At 67.4% G+C, this 15414-nt stretch carries 14 protein-coding genes, 1 pseudogene and 1 riboswitch; of the genes and pseudogenes, 13 read left to right on the top strand and 2 right to left on the bottom strand.

The genetic code is table 11. The annotated features are described in order from the left end of the window. The first annotated feature begins 3 nt into the window (after positions 1-3). From nuoF to fdhD, 4 genes and pseudogenes are all read left to right on the top strand, one after another. Positions 4-1788, top strand: coding sequence for an NADH-quinone oxidoreductase subunit NuoF (gene nuoF, locus VGL40_14015; GenBank protein ID HEY3316380.1), 1785 nt, complete (start codon positions 4-6; stop codon positions 1786-1788). Between the two features lie 27 nt (positions 1789-1815). Further along, a pseudogene (gene fdhF / locus VGL40_14010) lies at positions 1816-4545 on the top strand (formate dehydrogenase subunit alpha). 128 nt (positions 4546-4673) lie between these two features. Continuing rightward, complete coding sequence (gene nuoE, locus VGL40_14005; protein ID HEY3316379.1) at positions 4674-5165, top strand: NADH-quinone oxidoreductase subunit NuoE; 492 nt, start codon at positions 4674-4676, stop codon at positions 5163-5165. Positions 5166-5779: 614 nt separating this feature from the next. Beyond that, the gene (gene fdhD / locus VGL40_14000) at positions 5780-6574 is read left to right on the top strand and encodes a formate dehydrogenase accessory sulfurtransferase FdhD (protein HEY3316378.1); all 795 of its coding nucleotides are present in this window, start codon (positions 5780-5782) and stop codon (positions 6572-6574) included. Here the strand turns inward: fdhD and VGL40_13995 are convergent. Together VGL40_13995 and VGL40_13990 are read right to left on the bottom strand one after the other, a co-directional pair. Next, entirely contained in the window at positions 6571-6951 is a 381-nt protein-coding gene (locus VGL40_13995; protein HEY3316377.1) for a helix-turn-helix domain-containing protein, read from the bottom strand. The two genes, fdhD and VGL40_13995, sit on opposite strands and share 4 nt — an antisense overlap. A 121-nt stretch (positions 6952-7072) precedes the next feature. Continuing rightward, positions 7073-7624 (bottom strand): hypothetical protein, encoded by a 552-nt coding sequence (locus VGL40_13990; protein HEY3316376.1) that lies wholly within the window; start codon positions 7622-7624, stop codon positions 7073-7075. Between the two features lie 255 nt (positions 7625-7879). Between VGL40_13990 and VGL40_13985 the strand changes: the two genes are divergently transcribed. The 9 genes from VGL40_13985 (at position 7880) to glp (ending at position 15347) form a co-directional block, all read left to right on the top strand. Next, positions 7880-9061 carry an acetyl-CoA C-acetyltransferase gene (locus VGL40_13985; GenBank protein HEY3316375.1) on the top strand — a complete coding sequence of 394 codons (1182 nt, stop codon included), beginning with the start codon at positions 7880-7882 and terminating at the stop codon, positions 9059-9061. A gap of 26 nt (positions 9062-9087) precedes the next feature. Continuing rightward, a complete protein-coding gene (locus tag VGL40_13980; GenBank protein HEY3316374.1) occupies positions 9088-9948 on the top strand; it encodes a 3-hydroxybutyryl-CoA dehydrogenase in 861 nt (286 codons plus the stop codon). 26 nt (positions 9949-9974) lie between these two features. Continuing rightward, positions 9975-10238 (top strand): hypothetical protein, encoded by a 264-nt coding sequence (locus VGL40_13975; GenBank protein HEY3316373.1) that lies wholly within the window; start codon positions 9975-9977, stop codon positions 10236-10238. 22 nt (positions 10239-10260) lie between these two features. Then, positions 10261-11043, top strand: coding sequence for an enoyl-CoA hydratase-related protein (locus VGL40_13970; protein HEY3316372.1), 783 nt, complete (start codon positions 10261-10263; stop codon positions 11041-11043). A 63-nt stretch (positions 11044-11106) separates the two neighbouring features. Next, positions 11107-11239, top strand: a riboswitch (molybdenum cofactor riboswitch). Positions 11240-11329: 90 nt separating this feature from the next. Next, positions 11330-11557, top strand: coding sequence for a hypothetical protein (locus VGL40_13965; GenBank protein HEY3316371.1), 228 nt, complete (start codon positions 11330-11332; stop codon positions 11555-11557). Between the two features lie 89 nt (positions 11558-11646). Further along, on the top strand, positions 11647-12516 hold the full coding sequence (locus VGL40_13960) for a substrate-binding domain-containing protein (GenBank protein ID HEY3316370.1): 870 nt from the start codon (positions 11647-11649) through the stop codon (positions 12514-12516). A 33-nt stretch (positions 12517-12549) separates the two neighbouring features. Next, complete coding sequence (locus VGL40_13955; protein HEY3316369.1) at positions 12550-13260, top strand: ABC transporter permease; 711 nt, start codon at positions 12550-12552, stop codon at positions 13258-13260. Further along, positions 13257-14036: a phosphate ABC transporter ATP-binding protein gene (locus VGL40_13950; GenBank protein HEY3316368.1), complete on the top strand. Its 780-nt coding sequence runs from the start codon at positions 13257-13259 to the stop codon at positions 14034-14036. The genes VGL40_13955 and VGL40_13950 overlap by 4 nt, the downstream gene beginning before the upstream one ends. A 42-nt stretch (positions 14037-14078) precedes the next feature. Then, positions 14079-15347, top strand: coding sequence for a gephyrin-like molybdotransferase Glp (gene glp / locus VGL40_13945; protein ID HEY3316367.1), 1269 nt, complete (start codon positions 14079-14081; stop codon positions 15345-15347). The last annotated feature ends 67 nt before the right edge of the window (positions 15348-15414 follow it).

Genomic DNA, 15414 nt, shown 5'->3' with positions numbered 1-15414 from the left:
CGCCTGGGCCGGCCGACGGTCATCGTCGGCCTCGGCACGTGCGGCATCGCCGCCGGTGGTCAGGAAGTCTACGATGCCATTGCCGCCGAGCTGAAGCGGCGCGGGGTCGGCGCCGACCTGGTTTCGGTCGGATGCATTGGCATGTGCGAGCAGGAAGTGCTGGTCGACGTGGTCCAGAAGGGCGCCCCGCGGATCACCTACGCCCGGGTCACCCCGGACATGGTCCCCCGCCTCGTCGAGCAGCACGTGGCCGGCGGCCAGCCGATCGGGGAGTGGGTCGCCGGGACGATCATCGACGAGTTCAACCCGTACCTGGACGTCGACTTCTACAAGAAGCAAAAGCGGATCGTTCTCAAGAACTGCGGGATTATCGACCCGGAGAAGATCGAAGAGTACTTCGACCGGGACGGGTACCGGGCCATGGCCAAGGTCCTGGCGACGATGAAGCCGGCCGAGGTCATCGACGAGGTCAAGAAGTCGGGCCTCCGCGGCCGCGGAGGCGCCGGGTTCCTGACCGGCCTGAAGTGGGAGTTCGCCGCCAAGGCGGCGGGTTCGAAGAAGTACATCATCTGCAACGCCGACGAGGGCGACCCCGGGGCCTTCATGGACCGTAGCGTCCTCGAGGGTGACCCGCACGCGGTCATCGAGGGGATGATCATCGGGGCCTACGCCATCGGCGCTGATGAAGGCTATATCTACTGCCGGGCCGAGTACCCGCTGGCCATCAAGCGGCTCGAGCTGGCCATCGAACAGGCCACCGAGCGCGGCCTGATGGGGCCGCATGTCCTCGGCACCGACTACCGCTTTGAACTGCACATCAAAGAAGGGGCCGGGGCTTTCGTCTGCGGTGAGGAGACGGCCCTGATGGCCTCGATCGAGGGTGAGCGCGGGATGCCGCGCCCGCGGCCGCCGTTCCCGGCCAACCGCGGACTGTTCGGCCGGCCGACTAACATCAATAACGTGGAGACCTGGGCCAACGTCCCCCAGATCATCCTCAACGGGTCGGGCTGGTACGCCGGCATCGGCACCGAGAAGTCCAAGGGGACCAAGGTCTTCGCCCTGACCGGCCGGATCAAGAACACCGGCCTGGCCGAGGTGCCGATGGGGATCACCCTGCGGGAGATCATCTACGACGTCGGCGGCGGGATCAAGGACGACAAGGAATTCAAGGCCGTCCAGATCGGCGGCCCGTCGGGCGGCTGCATCCCGGCCAAGCTGATGGATACCCCCGTCGACTACGAGTCGCTGGCCGCCACCGGGGCGATCATGGGCTCGGGCGGCCTCGTCGTCGTCGATGAGACGACCTGCATGGTCGACTTCAACAAGTTCTTCCTGAACTTCACCCAATCGGAGTCGTGTGGTAAGTGCACCCCATGCCGCGAAGGCACGAAGCGGATGTACGAGATCGTCACCCGGATCACCGAGGGCAAGAGTCAGGTCGAGGACCTCGACAAGCTCGCCGAGCTGGCCCAGATGGTCAAGGAGACGTCCCTCTGCGCCCTCGGCCAGACGGCCCCGAACCCGGTCCTGACCACCCTGAAGTACTTCCGTGACGAGTACCTGGCCCACATCGTCGACAAGAAGTGCCCGGCCCACGTCTGCAAGGCTCTGATCAAATACCGGATCGACGCCGACAAGTGCAAGGCCTGCCTGATCTGCAAGCGCTCCTGCGCCCAGCAGGCGATCAGTGGCGAGAAGAAGATCGCCCACGTGATCGATCAGGCCAAGTGCACCCAGTGCGGGACCTGCGAGCAGGTCTGCCCGTTCGGCGCCGTCATCCGAGAGTAGGAGGGGAGCGAGATGACGGAAATCAAGATGCTCAACCTGAATATCGACGGCAAGCCCGTCAGCGTCGCGGCCGGAACCAACGTCCTGGAGGCCGCGAAGCAGCTCGACCTCGACATCCCGCGCCTCTGCTACGACCCTGAGCTGACGTCCGTCGGCGCCTGTCGCCTGTGCATCGTCGAGATCGAGAAGATGCGCGGCCTGCCGGCTTCATGCGCCACCCCGGTGGCCGAGGGGATGGTCGTCCGGACGAACACGGAGAAGATCCGGAAGTACCGGAAGATGACCCTCGAACTGCTCCTGGCCAACCACCCGCAGGATTGCCTGACCTGCGAGAAGAACGGCGACTGCAAGCTTCAGGAGTACGCCTACATCTACGGCGCCCGGCAGGACACCTATGCCGGCGAGCGCAAGCACTTCAAGCCGGACGACACGAACGCCTTCTTCATCCGCGACCACGACAAGTGCATCGTCTGCGGGCGGTGCATCCGGACCTGCGCCGAGAGCATGGGCGTGGGCGCCGTCGACTACGCCTGGCGCGGCTTCAAGGCCAAGGTGGCGACGTCCTACGACGTCCCCCTGGAAGAGTCGCCCTGCGTCTTCTGCGGCAACTGCGTGACCGTCTGTCCGACCGGCGCCCTGCAGCCCAGGACCCGCATCGGCCAGGGGCGGCCGTGGGAGCTCCGGCGGGCCCGAACGGTCTGCCCGTACTGCGGCGTCGGCTGCCGGTTCGAGCTGCTCTTCAACAAGGAGGGGCGGATCGTCGGCGTTGAGCCGGCCGATGGCCCCGCCAACCACAACAAGCTCTGCGTCAAGGGCCGCTTCGGCTGGGAGTTCATCCAGAGCCCGGACCGGCTGACCAGGCCGCTCGTCCGCAAGGGCGTCCTCGAGGGCCAGACCGGCCAGGCCGGCCGCGACAGCGAGTTCGTCGAGGTCTCCTGGGATGAGGCCCTGGACCTGATTGCCCGCCGTTTCACTGAGCTGAAGAAGACCGGCGGCCCCGGCACTCTGGCCGGCCTGTCTTCGGCCAAGTGCACCAACGAAGAGAACTACCTCATGCAGAGACTGGTCCGGCAGGGTTTCGGGACGAACAACATCGACCACTGCGCCCGTCTGTGCCACGCCTCCACGGTGGCCGGCCTGGCCCTCTCCTTCGGGAGCGGGGCGATGACCAACTCCATCGACGACATCGCCCAGTCCGACTGCGTCTTCGTCATCGGTTCGAATACCACCGAGGCCCACCCGGTCATCGGCATGCAGGTCAAGAAGGCCAAGCGCAACGGGGCCAAGCTGATCGTCGTCGACCCGCGCCGGGTCGACTTGGCCGAGCTGGCCGACCTCCACCTGCAGCAGATTCCGGGGAGCGACGTCGCCCTCCTCAACGGGCTCATGCACGTCATCCTCCGCGAGGACCTTTACGACAAGGGCTTCGTCGAGAGCCGCACCGAGAACTTCGAGGCCCTCAAGACGGCGGTCGAGAAGTTCACGCCCGAGTACGTCGAGAGCCTGTGCGGTGTGCCGGCCGGGCTGATCGTCGAGGCCGCCAGGGCCTACGCCAAGGCGGGGCGGGCGGCGATCATCTACTCGATGGGGATCACCCAGCACACGACGGGCACCGACAACGTCCAAACCGTGGCCAACCTGGCCATGCTCACCGGGAACATCGGGCGCGAGGGGACCGGGGTCAACCCGCTCCGCGGCCAGAACAACGTCCAGGGGGCCTGCGACGTCGGCGCGCTGCCGAATGTCTTCCCGGGCTATCAGGCGGTCACCAACCCCGACCTGAAGGCCAAGTTCGAGAAGGCCTGGGGGGCCAGGCTCGACGATAAGGTCGGTCTCACGGTCACCGAGATAATGAACGCGGCCGCCCACGGCGACCTCAAGGGCCTCTACATCATGGGCGAGAACCCGATGGTCTCCGACCCGGACCTCCGGCACGTCGAGGAGGCTCTGGGCCACCTCGATTTCCTGGTCGTCCAGGACATCTTCCTGACCGAGACGGCCAAGCTGGCCGACGTGGTCCTGCCCGGAGCCTGCTTCGCCGAGAAGGACGGGACCTTCACCAACACCGAGCGCCGGGTCCAACTGTTCCGGACGGCCACCGCGGCCCCGGGCGAAGCCCGGCCCGACTGGCAGATCCTCCGCGACGTCGGACGGCGCCTCGGCCTGGACTGGAACTACAACTCGGTGGCCGAGGTCATGGACGAGGTCGCCGACCTCACCCCGATCTACGGCGGAGTCCGCTGGGACCGCTTGGCCGAGGGCGGGGACGCTTTCAACAAGGGCCTCCAGTGGCCCGTCCCGAACCGTGAGCATCCGGGCACGCCGGTCCTCCATCGCGAGAAGTTCAGCCGCGGTCTGGGCCAATTTGCGACGATCGACTACCGCCCGGCGGCCGAGGGCACCGACGCCGAGTACCCGCTGGTCCTGTCGACCGGCCGGATCCTCTATCACTACCACACCGGGACGATGACCCGGCGCTCCAAGGGGCTCAACTGGATCAGGCCCGAGGGCTACATCGAGGTCAATCCGGAGACGGCCGCCGATTACGGCTTGGAGGACCATGCCTGGGTCAAGGTGACCTCGCGGCGCGGCAGCGTGGTGACCAGAGTCAAGGTCACCGGCATGACCGGCCGGCGGGTCGTCTTCATGCCCTTCCACTTCGCCGAGGCGGCGGCCAACGTCCTGACCAACCCGGCCGTCGACCCAAGGGCTAAGATCCCCGAGTTCAAGGTGGCCGCGGTGAAGCTGGAGAAGGCCGAGGCCCCGGCCTGGGCGGTCGAGAAAGCGGCGGCCCAAAGCGCGGCCGGTGAAGGACAGGCGGCGGCCAAGCAGGTCGCGGCCGCGGGAGGTGGGCGCCGGTGAGCGCGGTCGAGAAGGACGTCAACCTGGGCCACGGGCCCGACGCGACGGCTGAAGGGCCGGCCTTTGACGGCGGCCCGCTGGAGAAGATCCTCGAGAAGTACCGCGGGGCCAAGGGCCCCCTGATCCCCATCCTCCAACAGACCCAGGAAGCCTATGGCTACCTGCCCCGACCGGCGGTCGGCCGGATTGCCAAGTTCCTGAAGGTGCCCGAGTCGAAGGTCTTTGGCGTGGCCACCTTCTACGCCCAGTTCCACCTGACCCCGCGGGGGCGCAACATCGTCCGCGTCTGCCTGGGGACGGCGTGCCATGTCCGGGGCGGCGAGAAGATCCTCGACGCCGTGGCCGACGAGCTGAAGATCCAGCCCGGCGAGACCACCGGCGACCGGCGCTTCACCTTCGAGCGGGTGGCCTGCCTCGGGGCCTGCGGCCTATCCCCGGCGATGATGGTCAACGCCACCACCTACGGCCGGCTGACCCCGAAAAAGATTGCCGAGGTGCTGAAGAAGTACGCGTAAGGACCTCAATCCCGGCCATGAAGAAGCCCCCCAAGGCTGCTTGGGGGGCTTCACCTAGGCCGGCCGCTTACGATTCATGAGGTCCAGGTTCGCCCTAATCCCATAATGGTCAAGCCTCCGGTGTTGATCTCCCCGTTTCTGACCGCTTCCAGGTAAACGTCTCCAGAGAGGACTCTGCGGACGTGTTGAAAGATCTCTTCCTGTTGCCCGCCTGATACAGGAGATGGGCCTCAACCGCCCGGGAAGTGCGACCGTTTCCGCCGGCGAACGGGTGGATTGAGATGAGGCAGAAGTGGGCCAGGATGGCCCGGATGAGCGGTCCGTACCCTCGTCTGACCTCGGGTGAGTTGATGAAGGTGACAGGCTTGCTCATCAAATCGGGTATTCGATCGCTCTAGGGTCGTCATGTCCGCCAGGTTCACGGGGGAATCGCCCGTGGGGCGGCGAACTAGTCAGCGACCACGCCCCCGAGGAGGCGGCCCCAAGGCACCGAACCCGCGGCGCCGGGCCACCGGACCCAACGCACCGGACCAAAATCCTCCCGAAGGGCTCCCTGAAGACCGTAAAGAAAGGACCGAAGGCCAATGGCTTCAGTCCCTGCGTCGAAGGCCTTGATGATCGAAGCTTGCGATGGGTCCGGGCGGGTCCGGCGGCCGGACCAAGTGGCCGTGGAGTATCCCCTGACCGTTCACCTGAATGATACGGAGCTGGCTACCCTTCTGTGCACTCCTGAGCACCTCGAGGATTTGGTGGTCGGGTTCCTGCACGGGGAGGGGCTCATCGTCGGCCTGGACGATCTCGCGGAACTCGGCATCGCCGCCGCCGCCGGCGCGGCCATGGTAAGCCTGCGGCGACCGATCTCGCTGGCGGACCGGCTGTACGCGCGGCGAGTCGTCGCCACGGGATGCGGTCAGGGTGGGGGCGACTTCTACAAAGCCCTCGATGCCCTCCAGATCAAACCTTTATCTCAACCGGGCGACGGCGGCCGGCACGGCCGCGGCTTGGCCAAAGAAGCCATCTTGACGGCGGCCCGCGACCTGCAGACTCGGTCGGGGCTGTTCCGCGAGACCGGCGGGGTGCACACAGCCGTCCTCTGTGCCTCCACCGGCGCCCCCCTTGTGGGCAGGGACGACATCGGCCGCCACAACGCCGTCGACAAGGTGGTCGGGAGCCTGCTTCGTGAGCCCTTAGCCGAAGCCGGGGATGGCCCGAGCTTCCTGATGGTCACCGGCCGTATCTCCTCGGATATCGTCCTGAAGGCCGCCCGTGCCGGCCTCGCCGTCATCGCCTCGCGTTCGGCCCCGACCTCGCTCGCCGTCGACCTGGCCGTCCGGTTGAACCTGGCCCTGGTCGGTTTCGTCCGGGGGCGGCGGATGAATATCTACACGTCGGTCGAGCGGATCGGCTAGGCATCCGCGTCCGTCGCCGGCCCGGTGTCCCCGCCCAGGAAGGCCCGGATGAGGTTCCGCACCCCGGCGGCCTGCTCTGGTGAAAGCTCTTGGAGGAGGCGGAACAGCTCGGCAAGGTCTGGCCGCCGGACAAGGAGGGCGGCCGCGGCCAAGCTCTCCGGCGGGATGTCCGCCGTGGTCTCCTGGAAGACCAGGTTTCCCAGGGGCACCCCGTAGAGCTCAGCCAGTTCCTTCAGGACCTGCAGGCTCGGCAGGCGCTCATTGCGCTCGTACTTGCTGATCGATGAGAAGTGGAGGCCGGTCCGTTTCTCCACGTCGTAGATGCTCATCCGCTTGCTTTTCCGCAGCCGGCGTAGAACGTGTCCGAGGTCGGTCAACGTCTGGAGCCCCTTTCGAGCGATGACGGCCAGGTTCATTGTCGGAGATATTCGACATCCGGGCCGGGAACCCTATGACCCGGCCTTTCCTTGTCGGCGGCCGTTGTCGATGGCCGTCTTCTCAGGGCTCGCCGGGGCTCCCGGGGGACTCTGGGGCTGGGTGGGTCGCGACGGCTTCCGCGGCGACCCCCGGCTGGCCCTCGGGCTTCCGGCCGGCGGTGGGCAGGTAAATCACCCGCCCCCTGGCGGGTGGACCGGTGCGCGGTCGGCCGGCACGTTCGTCGAGCCGGGCCCGCCGGCCCTTTCTTCTGGAGACCAGGGCCGGCCCGGGTCCGATTGACCGCTGCCCCCGAGTGCGCCGACTGACGACGGTGTAGCTGATGTCTCGAATCACCTCCGGCAGATGCTCCGGTAACACCGGCCGGCGCACCTCGCAGATCCGGGCGAAGACCTGCATCGCCTGGGGGCGGTTGCGGCCCAGCCCCCCGGCCGTCTCAAAGGCCTCACGGACCAGGACCGAGCCTTCCCATAGCTGGGAGTGGGCCTTGATGTAAAAGAACGATCCCCCGTGGACCGTCCGGTCACAGAACAGCCCGTAGCGCAGGACCCGCAGCCGCTGCCCCTCGTGATGCTTCTTCTCGACGACGAAGATTCTCTCGGTCAATAGCTCCAACGTGCTCCCTCCTTCACGGACGAGGTTTTTCTCAGGGAGGTCCTCCCTATCCTGTCAAAGATTGACAGAAATCGACGATAAGTTTGTCAACCGGCCACCCTTGCCCCGGCTACCAACGGACCACGTCCCTGGCCCCTGCCGGATTCCTGGCGGCCGACCCGGAAGGATTAGGAAACCAGCCCCGCGAACTAGTCCCACAGCGGCCGGGCCCACAGGGGACGGCCCACAACGCGACAAATGAAGGGGAGGATGCCCGTGCCTCGCGCCGTCATCGTTGCTGCAGCGAGAACACCATTCGGAGGGTTCGGTGGGGCCCTCAAGGACGTCCCCGCCGTCGACCTCGGTGGCCACGTCATCAAGGAGGTCGTCCGGCGGGCCGGGCTCAAGGGCCCGGAGATCGATTATGTTTACATGGGTCAGGTCGTGCAGGCCGGGAGCGGCCAGGTTCCGTCGCGTCAGGCGACGATCAAGGCCGGGCTGCCGACGACCGTCCCGTCCGACACGATCAACAAGGTCTGCGCGTCAAGCCTCCGGGCGGTCAACCTGTCCGACCTGATGGTCAGGGCCGGCGACGCCGAGATCCTCGTGGCCGGCGGCATGGAGAACATGTCGCAAGGCCCCTACCTGCTACCCAAGGCCCGCTTCGGGTACCGGCTGGGGGACGGCTCGATCATCGACGCCACGGTCCACGATGGGCTGTGGTGTGCCATCCACAATTGCCACATGGGCATCCACGGCGGTCGCGTGTCGGTCGAGTTCGGGATCACCCGCCAGATGATGGACGAGTGGTCCCACCGGAGCCACCTGCGGTCGATCAAGGCGATCAAGGACGGCAAGTTCAAGGAGGAGATCGCTCCCGTCACCATCCCGCGGCGCAAGGGTCCGGCCGTCGTCTTCGATACCGACGAGGGCCCGCGGGCCGACTCCACCCTGGAGAAGATCTCCGGCCTGCCGCCGGTGTTCGAGAAGGACGGCCTGGTCACGGCGGGCAACGCGCCGCCCATCTCCGACGGGGCCTCGGCGGTCGTCGTCATGAGCGAGGAGCGGGCCCACAGGCTCGGCCTCGAGCCCCTGGCCACCATCCTCGGGCAGGGCGCCGTCTCCCAAGACCCGCCCTACCTGCACACCGTTCCGCACCTTTCCGGGATGCAGGCCCTGAAGAAGGCCGGTCTGCAGCCCAAGGACGTCAACCTGGTCGAGTTCAACGAGGCCTTCGCGGCCGTCACCCTGACCGCCATCAAGTTGGGCGGGTGGGACCCCGAAATAGTCAACGTGAACGGCGGCGCGGTCGCCCTCGGCCATCCCATCGGGGCCAGCGGCGCCCGCATCCTGATGACCGCCATCTACGAGCTGCGGCGCCGGGGCGGCGGCATCGGCCTGGTCGGCATCTGCAGCGGCGGCGGGCAGGGTGAAGCCACGGTGTTCAAGGTCGGCTGAAAAGCGGCTAGGGAGGGTGACCGGCAGTGGACGTCAAGACGATCATGGTCATCGGCGCGGGCCAGATGGGCGGGGGTATCGCCCAAGTGGCCGCGGTCTCCGGGTTCAACGTGATCATCCGCGACATCACCGACGGTTTCGTCCAGAAGGGCCTCAGCGTCATCGACAGGAACCTGGCCCGCGGCGTCGACAAGGGCAAACTGGTCCAGGCGGACAAGGAGGCGGCGATGGCCCGGATCAAGGGCACCACCGACCTCGGTCTGGCCGCCGGGGCCGACTTCGTCGTCGAGGCGGCCGTCGAGAAGATGGAGGTCAAGCGGGAGATCTTCACCGAGCTGGACAAGGTCTGCCGGCTGGGGGTCATCCTGGCGACCAATACCTCATCCCTGCCTATCACCGAGGTGGCCGCGGTCACCAAGCGGCCGGACAAGGTCATCGGGATGCACTTCATGAACCCGGTCCCCCTGATGCAACTGGTCGAGGTCATCCGCGGCCTGCAGACCTCCGATGAGACCTTCGCGGCGGTTATGGACCTGTCCAAGAAGCTGGGCAAGACCCCGGTGCCGGTGAACGACTCGCCGGCCTTCGTCGCCAACCGCATCCTCATCCCGATGATCAACGAGGCCATCTACTGCGTCTACGAGGGCGTGGCCACCCCCGAGGCGGTCGACAACGTGATGAAGCTCGGGATGAACCACCCCATGGGGCCGCTGGCCCTGGCCGACCTGATCGGGCTGGACACCGTCCTGTACATCCTCGAGGTGCTCTACGAGGGCTTCTCCGACTCCAAGTACCGGCCGTGCCCGCTCCTGCGGAAGCTGGTCAAGGCCGGTTACCTCGGGAAGAAGAGCGGCAAGGGCTTCTACGACTATCAGCCGGCCCGCTAGCCGGCCGGACGCGGGGGGTCTTGGCGGTGAAGCCGGTCAAGCTGAACATGCGTGTCGTGGGTCTGGTGTTGGCCTTGGCGGGGGGGGCGATCGTCTTCTTCTGGCGAGCCCCCGGGCCGTGGCCGGGCTTCACCGTGGCCGTCATCGGCCTCTGGATCCTGACCGCGGGCAACCAGCGCGAGCGGCGGCAGCAGGAGAGGAAAGACCAGGAGGTTCGGGAAAGGCTAAGACAGAAGCGGCAGTCCGACCGACCGCGCGGCGGTAAGTCCGGCGGGGGGCCGTCTGCCTGAGCCGAGGGGGGCATCGTTTCAAGTGAACGGTGAATTCGTCCGCCTGGAGAGGGAAGGGGCCGTGGCCGTCCTGACCATCGATCGGCCCCAGGCCCTCAACGCATTGAACCGCAAGGTCCTGGAAGAAATCTTGGCCGGGGTGAAGGAGTTCGGCGACGACCCGGAGGCCCGCGTCCTGATCATCACCGGCGGCGGCGAGAAGGCCTTCGTGGCCGGGGCCGACATCGCCGGGATGAAGGACTTCTCGGTCCGGGAAGGTCGCGACTTCTCGCGCTTCGGTCAGGCCGTTACGGCCGCCATCGAGAACCTGCCGAAGCCGGTCATCGCCGCCATCAACGGCTACGCCCTGGGGGGCGGCTGCGAACTGGCGATGGCCTGCGACATCCGGATCGCCTCGGAGAAGGCCAAGATCGGCCAGCCCGAGGTCAACCTGGGGATCCTGCCCGGCTTCGGGGGCACTCAGCGCCTGGCCAGGCTGGTCGGCCGGGGCAAGGCCAAAGAACTCATCTTTTCGGCGGTCGCCCTGGACGCGGCCGCGGCCGAGAAGATCGGGCTGGTCGACGCGGTCGTCCCGCCGGAGAAGCTGATGGAGCGGGCCAACGAAGTGGCCACCCTGATCGCCTCGAAGGCCCCGGTGGCCATCGGTCTGGCTAAAGAAGCCATCAACCGGGGGCTCGACCTCGACCTGGCCGACGGCCTGGCCTATGAAGCTGAATTGTTCGCTCAGTGCTTCGCCACGGACGACCAACGCGAAGGGATGGGCGCCTTCCTCGCCAAACGCAAGCCGGAATTCAAGGGTAGATGAACAGAAAGAACTAAGTCATCTCGCAGCAGGGATTTTCAAAGCCGTGGAGAACCCTAATAGCAACTGCATACAACTCTCCGAGCTCGGACTCCTCACGCAGGCGTCTGGGCCGGCGCCCATCAGGCATGGTGGGCTAGGGTTTGCCGGGCGACCGGTAAGCCTCCCGCGCTTGGAAAGGAGAGGCCGTGGTCGCTTCGATTGAAAGACCGGGTCCTCGCCGCGAGCGGAACCTGGTCTTTTTTCGCGGCCGCGCCGAGCAAAATGGGTCCCGGGAGGTGAACGATTGTTGAGCCAAGACCAAGAGGGCAAGCGGGAAAGCAAGCCCAAGCCCCGCACGGAAGGCAACGAAGCCATCGAGGCCCGCGTCCGGGAGGGGGCCGAGGACGGTAAGCTTCCCTGCGCCGTCGCTTTCAAGATCGCCGAGGAGATGAAGGTCTCCCGGCTGGCCGTCGGCGAGGCCGCCGACCGGCTCGGGGTCAGGATCAGCCGATGCCAGTTGGGTTGCTTCCGGTAGGGACCGGGACCGTTTAGTCCTTTCCAGCGCGGATGCCGGGGGTTGTATGGCTGTGTTCCAAGGACAGCCAGTGAAAGGACTGAACCACCGTGGAAAACCGGTCAAAGAGCCGAACCCGCGCCATCGCCATCGCCGTCGTCGCCGTCGTCCTCGTCGCTTCCCTGGTCTTCATCGGTTACCGCAGCTACGCCAAGCCCGGCTCGACCCTGACCCTGGCAACGACCACCAGCACCCAGGACTCCGGCCTGCTGGAGGTGCTCATCCCGGCCTTCGAGAAGGCCGGAGGGATCAAGGTCAAGGTCCTCGCCCAGGGGTCGGGGCAGGCCATGGAGACCGGTCGCAAGGGCGATGCCGACGTCCTCCTGGTCCACTCCCGCAAGGCCGAGGACCAGTTCGTCGTCGACGGCCAGGGGATCGACCGAAAAGATGTAATGTACAACGACTTCGTCATCGTCGGGCCGGCGGCCGACCCGGCCGGGATCAAGGGTTCGGCCAAGGCGGCCGACGCCATGGCCAAGCTGGCCGCGGCCGGGGCCGCGGCCAAGGCCACCTTCATCTCCCGCGGCGACAACTCCGGGACCCATGTCAAGGAGAAGGACCTCTGGACGGCGGCGGGCGTCAAACCGGCCGGGACGTGGTACCTGAGCGCCGGCGCCGGCATGGCCGACGTCCTCCGGATGGCCGGCGAGAAGGCGGCCTACACGCTCACCGACCGGGCGACCTACCTCAACCTGAAGGACAAGCTCAACCTGCCCATCCTGGTCGAGGGGGACAAGGCTCTCTACAACCCCTACGGGGTCATCGCCGTCAACCCGAAGGCCCACCCGAACGTGAACTATAAGGGCGCCACGGCCTTCATCAAGTACATCACCGGACCCGCGGGCCGGAAGATCATCTCCGAGTACGGCCGGGACAAGTTCGGCTCACCGCTGTTCTTCCTCTATCCGGAGACCAAATGAGGCTCCCACCACGGGCCCCTTAGATCGGCGGGGATTCGCCTGTCTGACCTCCTCAACGGCATCATCCAGGGGTTTCAGCTCCTGATCCGGTTCGATCCCGAGCTCTATCGGATCATCTTTCTGTCCATCGTCGTCTCCGGCACGGCCAGCGCCCTCGGGGCGCTGGTCGGTGTGCCGTTGGGGTCGCTCCTGGCCTTCCGGCCCATCTGGGGTAGGGGCTTTCTGATCCGCCTGACCAACACCCTGATGGGCCTCCCGCCCGTCCTTGCCGGGCTCTCGGTCTACCTGCTTCTCTCGAACCAGGGGCCGTTCGGCCGGGCCCGCCTGCTGTTCACCCCGGCGGCCATGGTCATCGTCCAGTTCATCCTGGTCCTGCCCATCGTCACCGGGCTGACTCTGGTGGCCGTGAGGGAGAAGGACCGTCTGGTCAGGGACACCGCCATGGCTCTCGGGGCCAGCCGGTGGCAGACCGACCTGGCCGTCATCAGCGAGGCCAGACGGGCCATCGAGACGGCCGCCATGGCCGCCTTCGGCCGGGCCATCGCCGAGGTCGGCGCGGTCATGCTGGTCGGCGGCAACATCCAGGGGCAGACCCGGGTGATGACCACGGCCATCGTCCTCGACACCAGGCAGGGGCGGTATGACCTGGCCATCGCCCTCGGCCTGGTCCTGTTGCTTCTGGCTTTTGTCGTCAACTCACTGGTAGGCCGGGTCGCCCCCTCGGCGGGAGAGAAGAGACCATGACCGCGGAACCAACCTTCTTGGTCAAACGCCTCGCCCAGGCCTACCGCCGGGGGCGGCTGGCCCTCGACTTGACGAGCGACGGCGCTCCGCTGGCCCTGGCCGGCGGCGGGATCAACGTCGTCCTCGGGCCCAACGGTTGCGGGAAGACCACCTTCCTCCGACTCCTCGGTCTGATCGACCCTCCGGTGGAGGCCGAGGGCTCTATCTTCGGCCATCCGTGGCCGTGGGGGAACGGGTCCGGCTGGGGAGCCGAAAGGCAGAGGATGGCCCTGCGCCGAAGGATGGCCTTCATCTTCCAGCGGCCGGTGCTCTTCGAGGGGACGGTGGCCGGGAACGTGGCCTACGGCCTGCGCCTCCGGGGTCTGGACGGCGGGTCGCCGGAGGTCCGGGCGAGGGTCGAGGAGAGCCTGGCCCAGGTCGGCCTGGTCGGCTTCGCCCCCCGGGCGGCCAAGGGGCTGTCCTCCGGCGAGTCACAGCGGGTCGCCCTGGCCCGGGCCATGGCCTTCCGGCCGGAGGTCTTCCTCCTCGACGAACCGACGGCCAACCTCGACCCGGCCAGCGCCTCAGCCATCGAGGGGCTCCTGAAGAGACTCAGGGCCGAAGGCCGGACGATCGTCCTCGTCACCCACAACCTCTTCCAGGCCAGGCGCCTGGCCGATCGGGTCCTCTTCCTGTCCGAGGGGAGGCTCGTCGAAGATGCCCCGGCGGGGGCCTTCTTCGAACGACCGGCGACCGAGGCCGCCCGGGCCTTCGCGGCCGGCGAAACGGTATTCTAGGCGAAGATTCCAGACGTTTAATCCAGACGGAGGGCCCAAGACGTGAACGTTCGTCCGCTGAAGCTCCTGTCGGTGGCCGAAGCCACGGCACTTTACCACTCTAAACTAGCCGCGGCCGAACCGGCCGTCGAGACGGCCCGTTTAACCGAGGCCATCGGCCGGGTCCTGGCCGAGACGGTCCGGGCGGCCGACGACGTGCCCGGTTTTGATCGTTCCACGGTCGACGGTTACGCGGTCAGGGCCGCCGACACCTTCGGGGCGTCTGAGCCTCTGCCGGCCTTGCTGACCGTGGCCGGCGACGTCCGGATGGGCGCTCCCGCCGGCCCGGACCTGGCGTCGGGAAGGGCCGTCCGGATTCCGACCGGGGGGATGCTCCCGGGCGGGGCCGACGCCGTGGTCATGGTCGAGTACGCCGAGGAGCTTGACGCGAGCACGGTGGCCGTCCAGCGACCGGTGGCGCCAGGGGAGAACGTGCTGGTCCGAGGGGAGGATATGACCGCCGGCGCGCTCGTCCTCGACCGTGGACGGCGCTTGCGGGCCAGTGACATCGGAGCTCTCGCCGGGATCGGGCGCACCGAGGTCGCCGTCTTCCGGCGTCCGCGGGTGGCCGTCATCTCCAGCGGCGACGAGATCGTCCCGCCCGACCGGGCCCCCGGACCCGGCGAGGTCCGGGACATCAACGCCTATGGCCTGGCCGCGCTGGCCACCCAGACCGGGGCGGTGGCTTCCATCGCCGGCATCGTCCGGGACGACTTCGACGAACTCTTGCGGGTGGCGCGGGAAGCCCTGGCGGCCGACGCCGTGGTCATCTCCGGCGGCAGTTCCGTCGGGACCAGGGACGCCACGGCCAGGGTCATCGACGCTCTCGGGCCGCCCGGGGTGCTCGTCCACGGCGTGGCGGTCAAACCGGGGAAACCGACCATCTTGGGCCTCGCCGCCGGTTCACCGCCGCGGCCGATCTTCGGGTTGCCGGGGCACCCGGCCAGCGCGATGGTCATCTTCGAGCTCTTCGTCCGGCCCGTCCTGCGCCGCCTGGCCGGCCTTCAGGAGCAGTCCGTCTTCTCGGAGCAGGGGCCAGTGGCCCCGTCCATCCGGGCCCGCCTGGCCGAGAACGTCCCTTCCTCGCCGGCCCGCGAGGACTACGTCCGAGTCCGGCTGGTGGTCAGGGACGACGGCCTGTGGGCCGTGCCGGTGCCGGGAAAGTCCGGGCTCATCACCACCCTGGTCCAGGCGGACGGGCTGGTCTGTGTCCCCCTCGGTCGTCAGGGCTACGAGGCGGGGGAAGAAGTGAGCGTCCGGCCCCTTACCTGACGACCGAATCCGGAGCGGCCCCGGCCGGGCATCGCGGGCCTCCGGTCGCCCAATCAGGCTCGACGAT

It is taken from the genome of Bacillota bacterium, from assembly GCA_036504675.1.
In the GTDB taxonomy this organism is placed as follows: Bacteria; Bacillota; Sulfobacillia; order JAJYWN01; family JAJZPE01; genus DASXUT01.
This window is presented reverse-complemented; position numbering and strand designations above follow the sequence as displayed.

Coding starts and splice junctions, on each gene's coding strand:
- fdhD (HEY3316378.1), top strand. CDS start 5,780: ATGATCGAAGCTTGCGATGGGTCCGGGCGGGTCCGGCGGCCGGACCAA.
- VGL40_13950 (HEY3316368.1), top strand. CDS start 13,257: ATGACCGCGGAACCAACCTTCTTGGTCAAACGCCTCGCCCAGGCCTAC.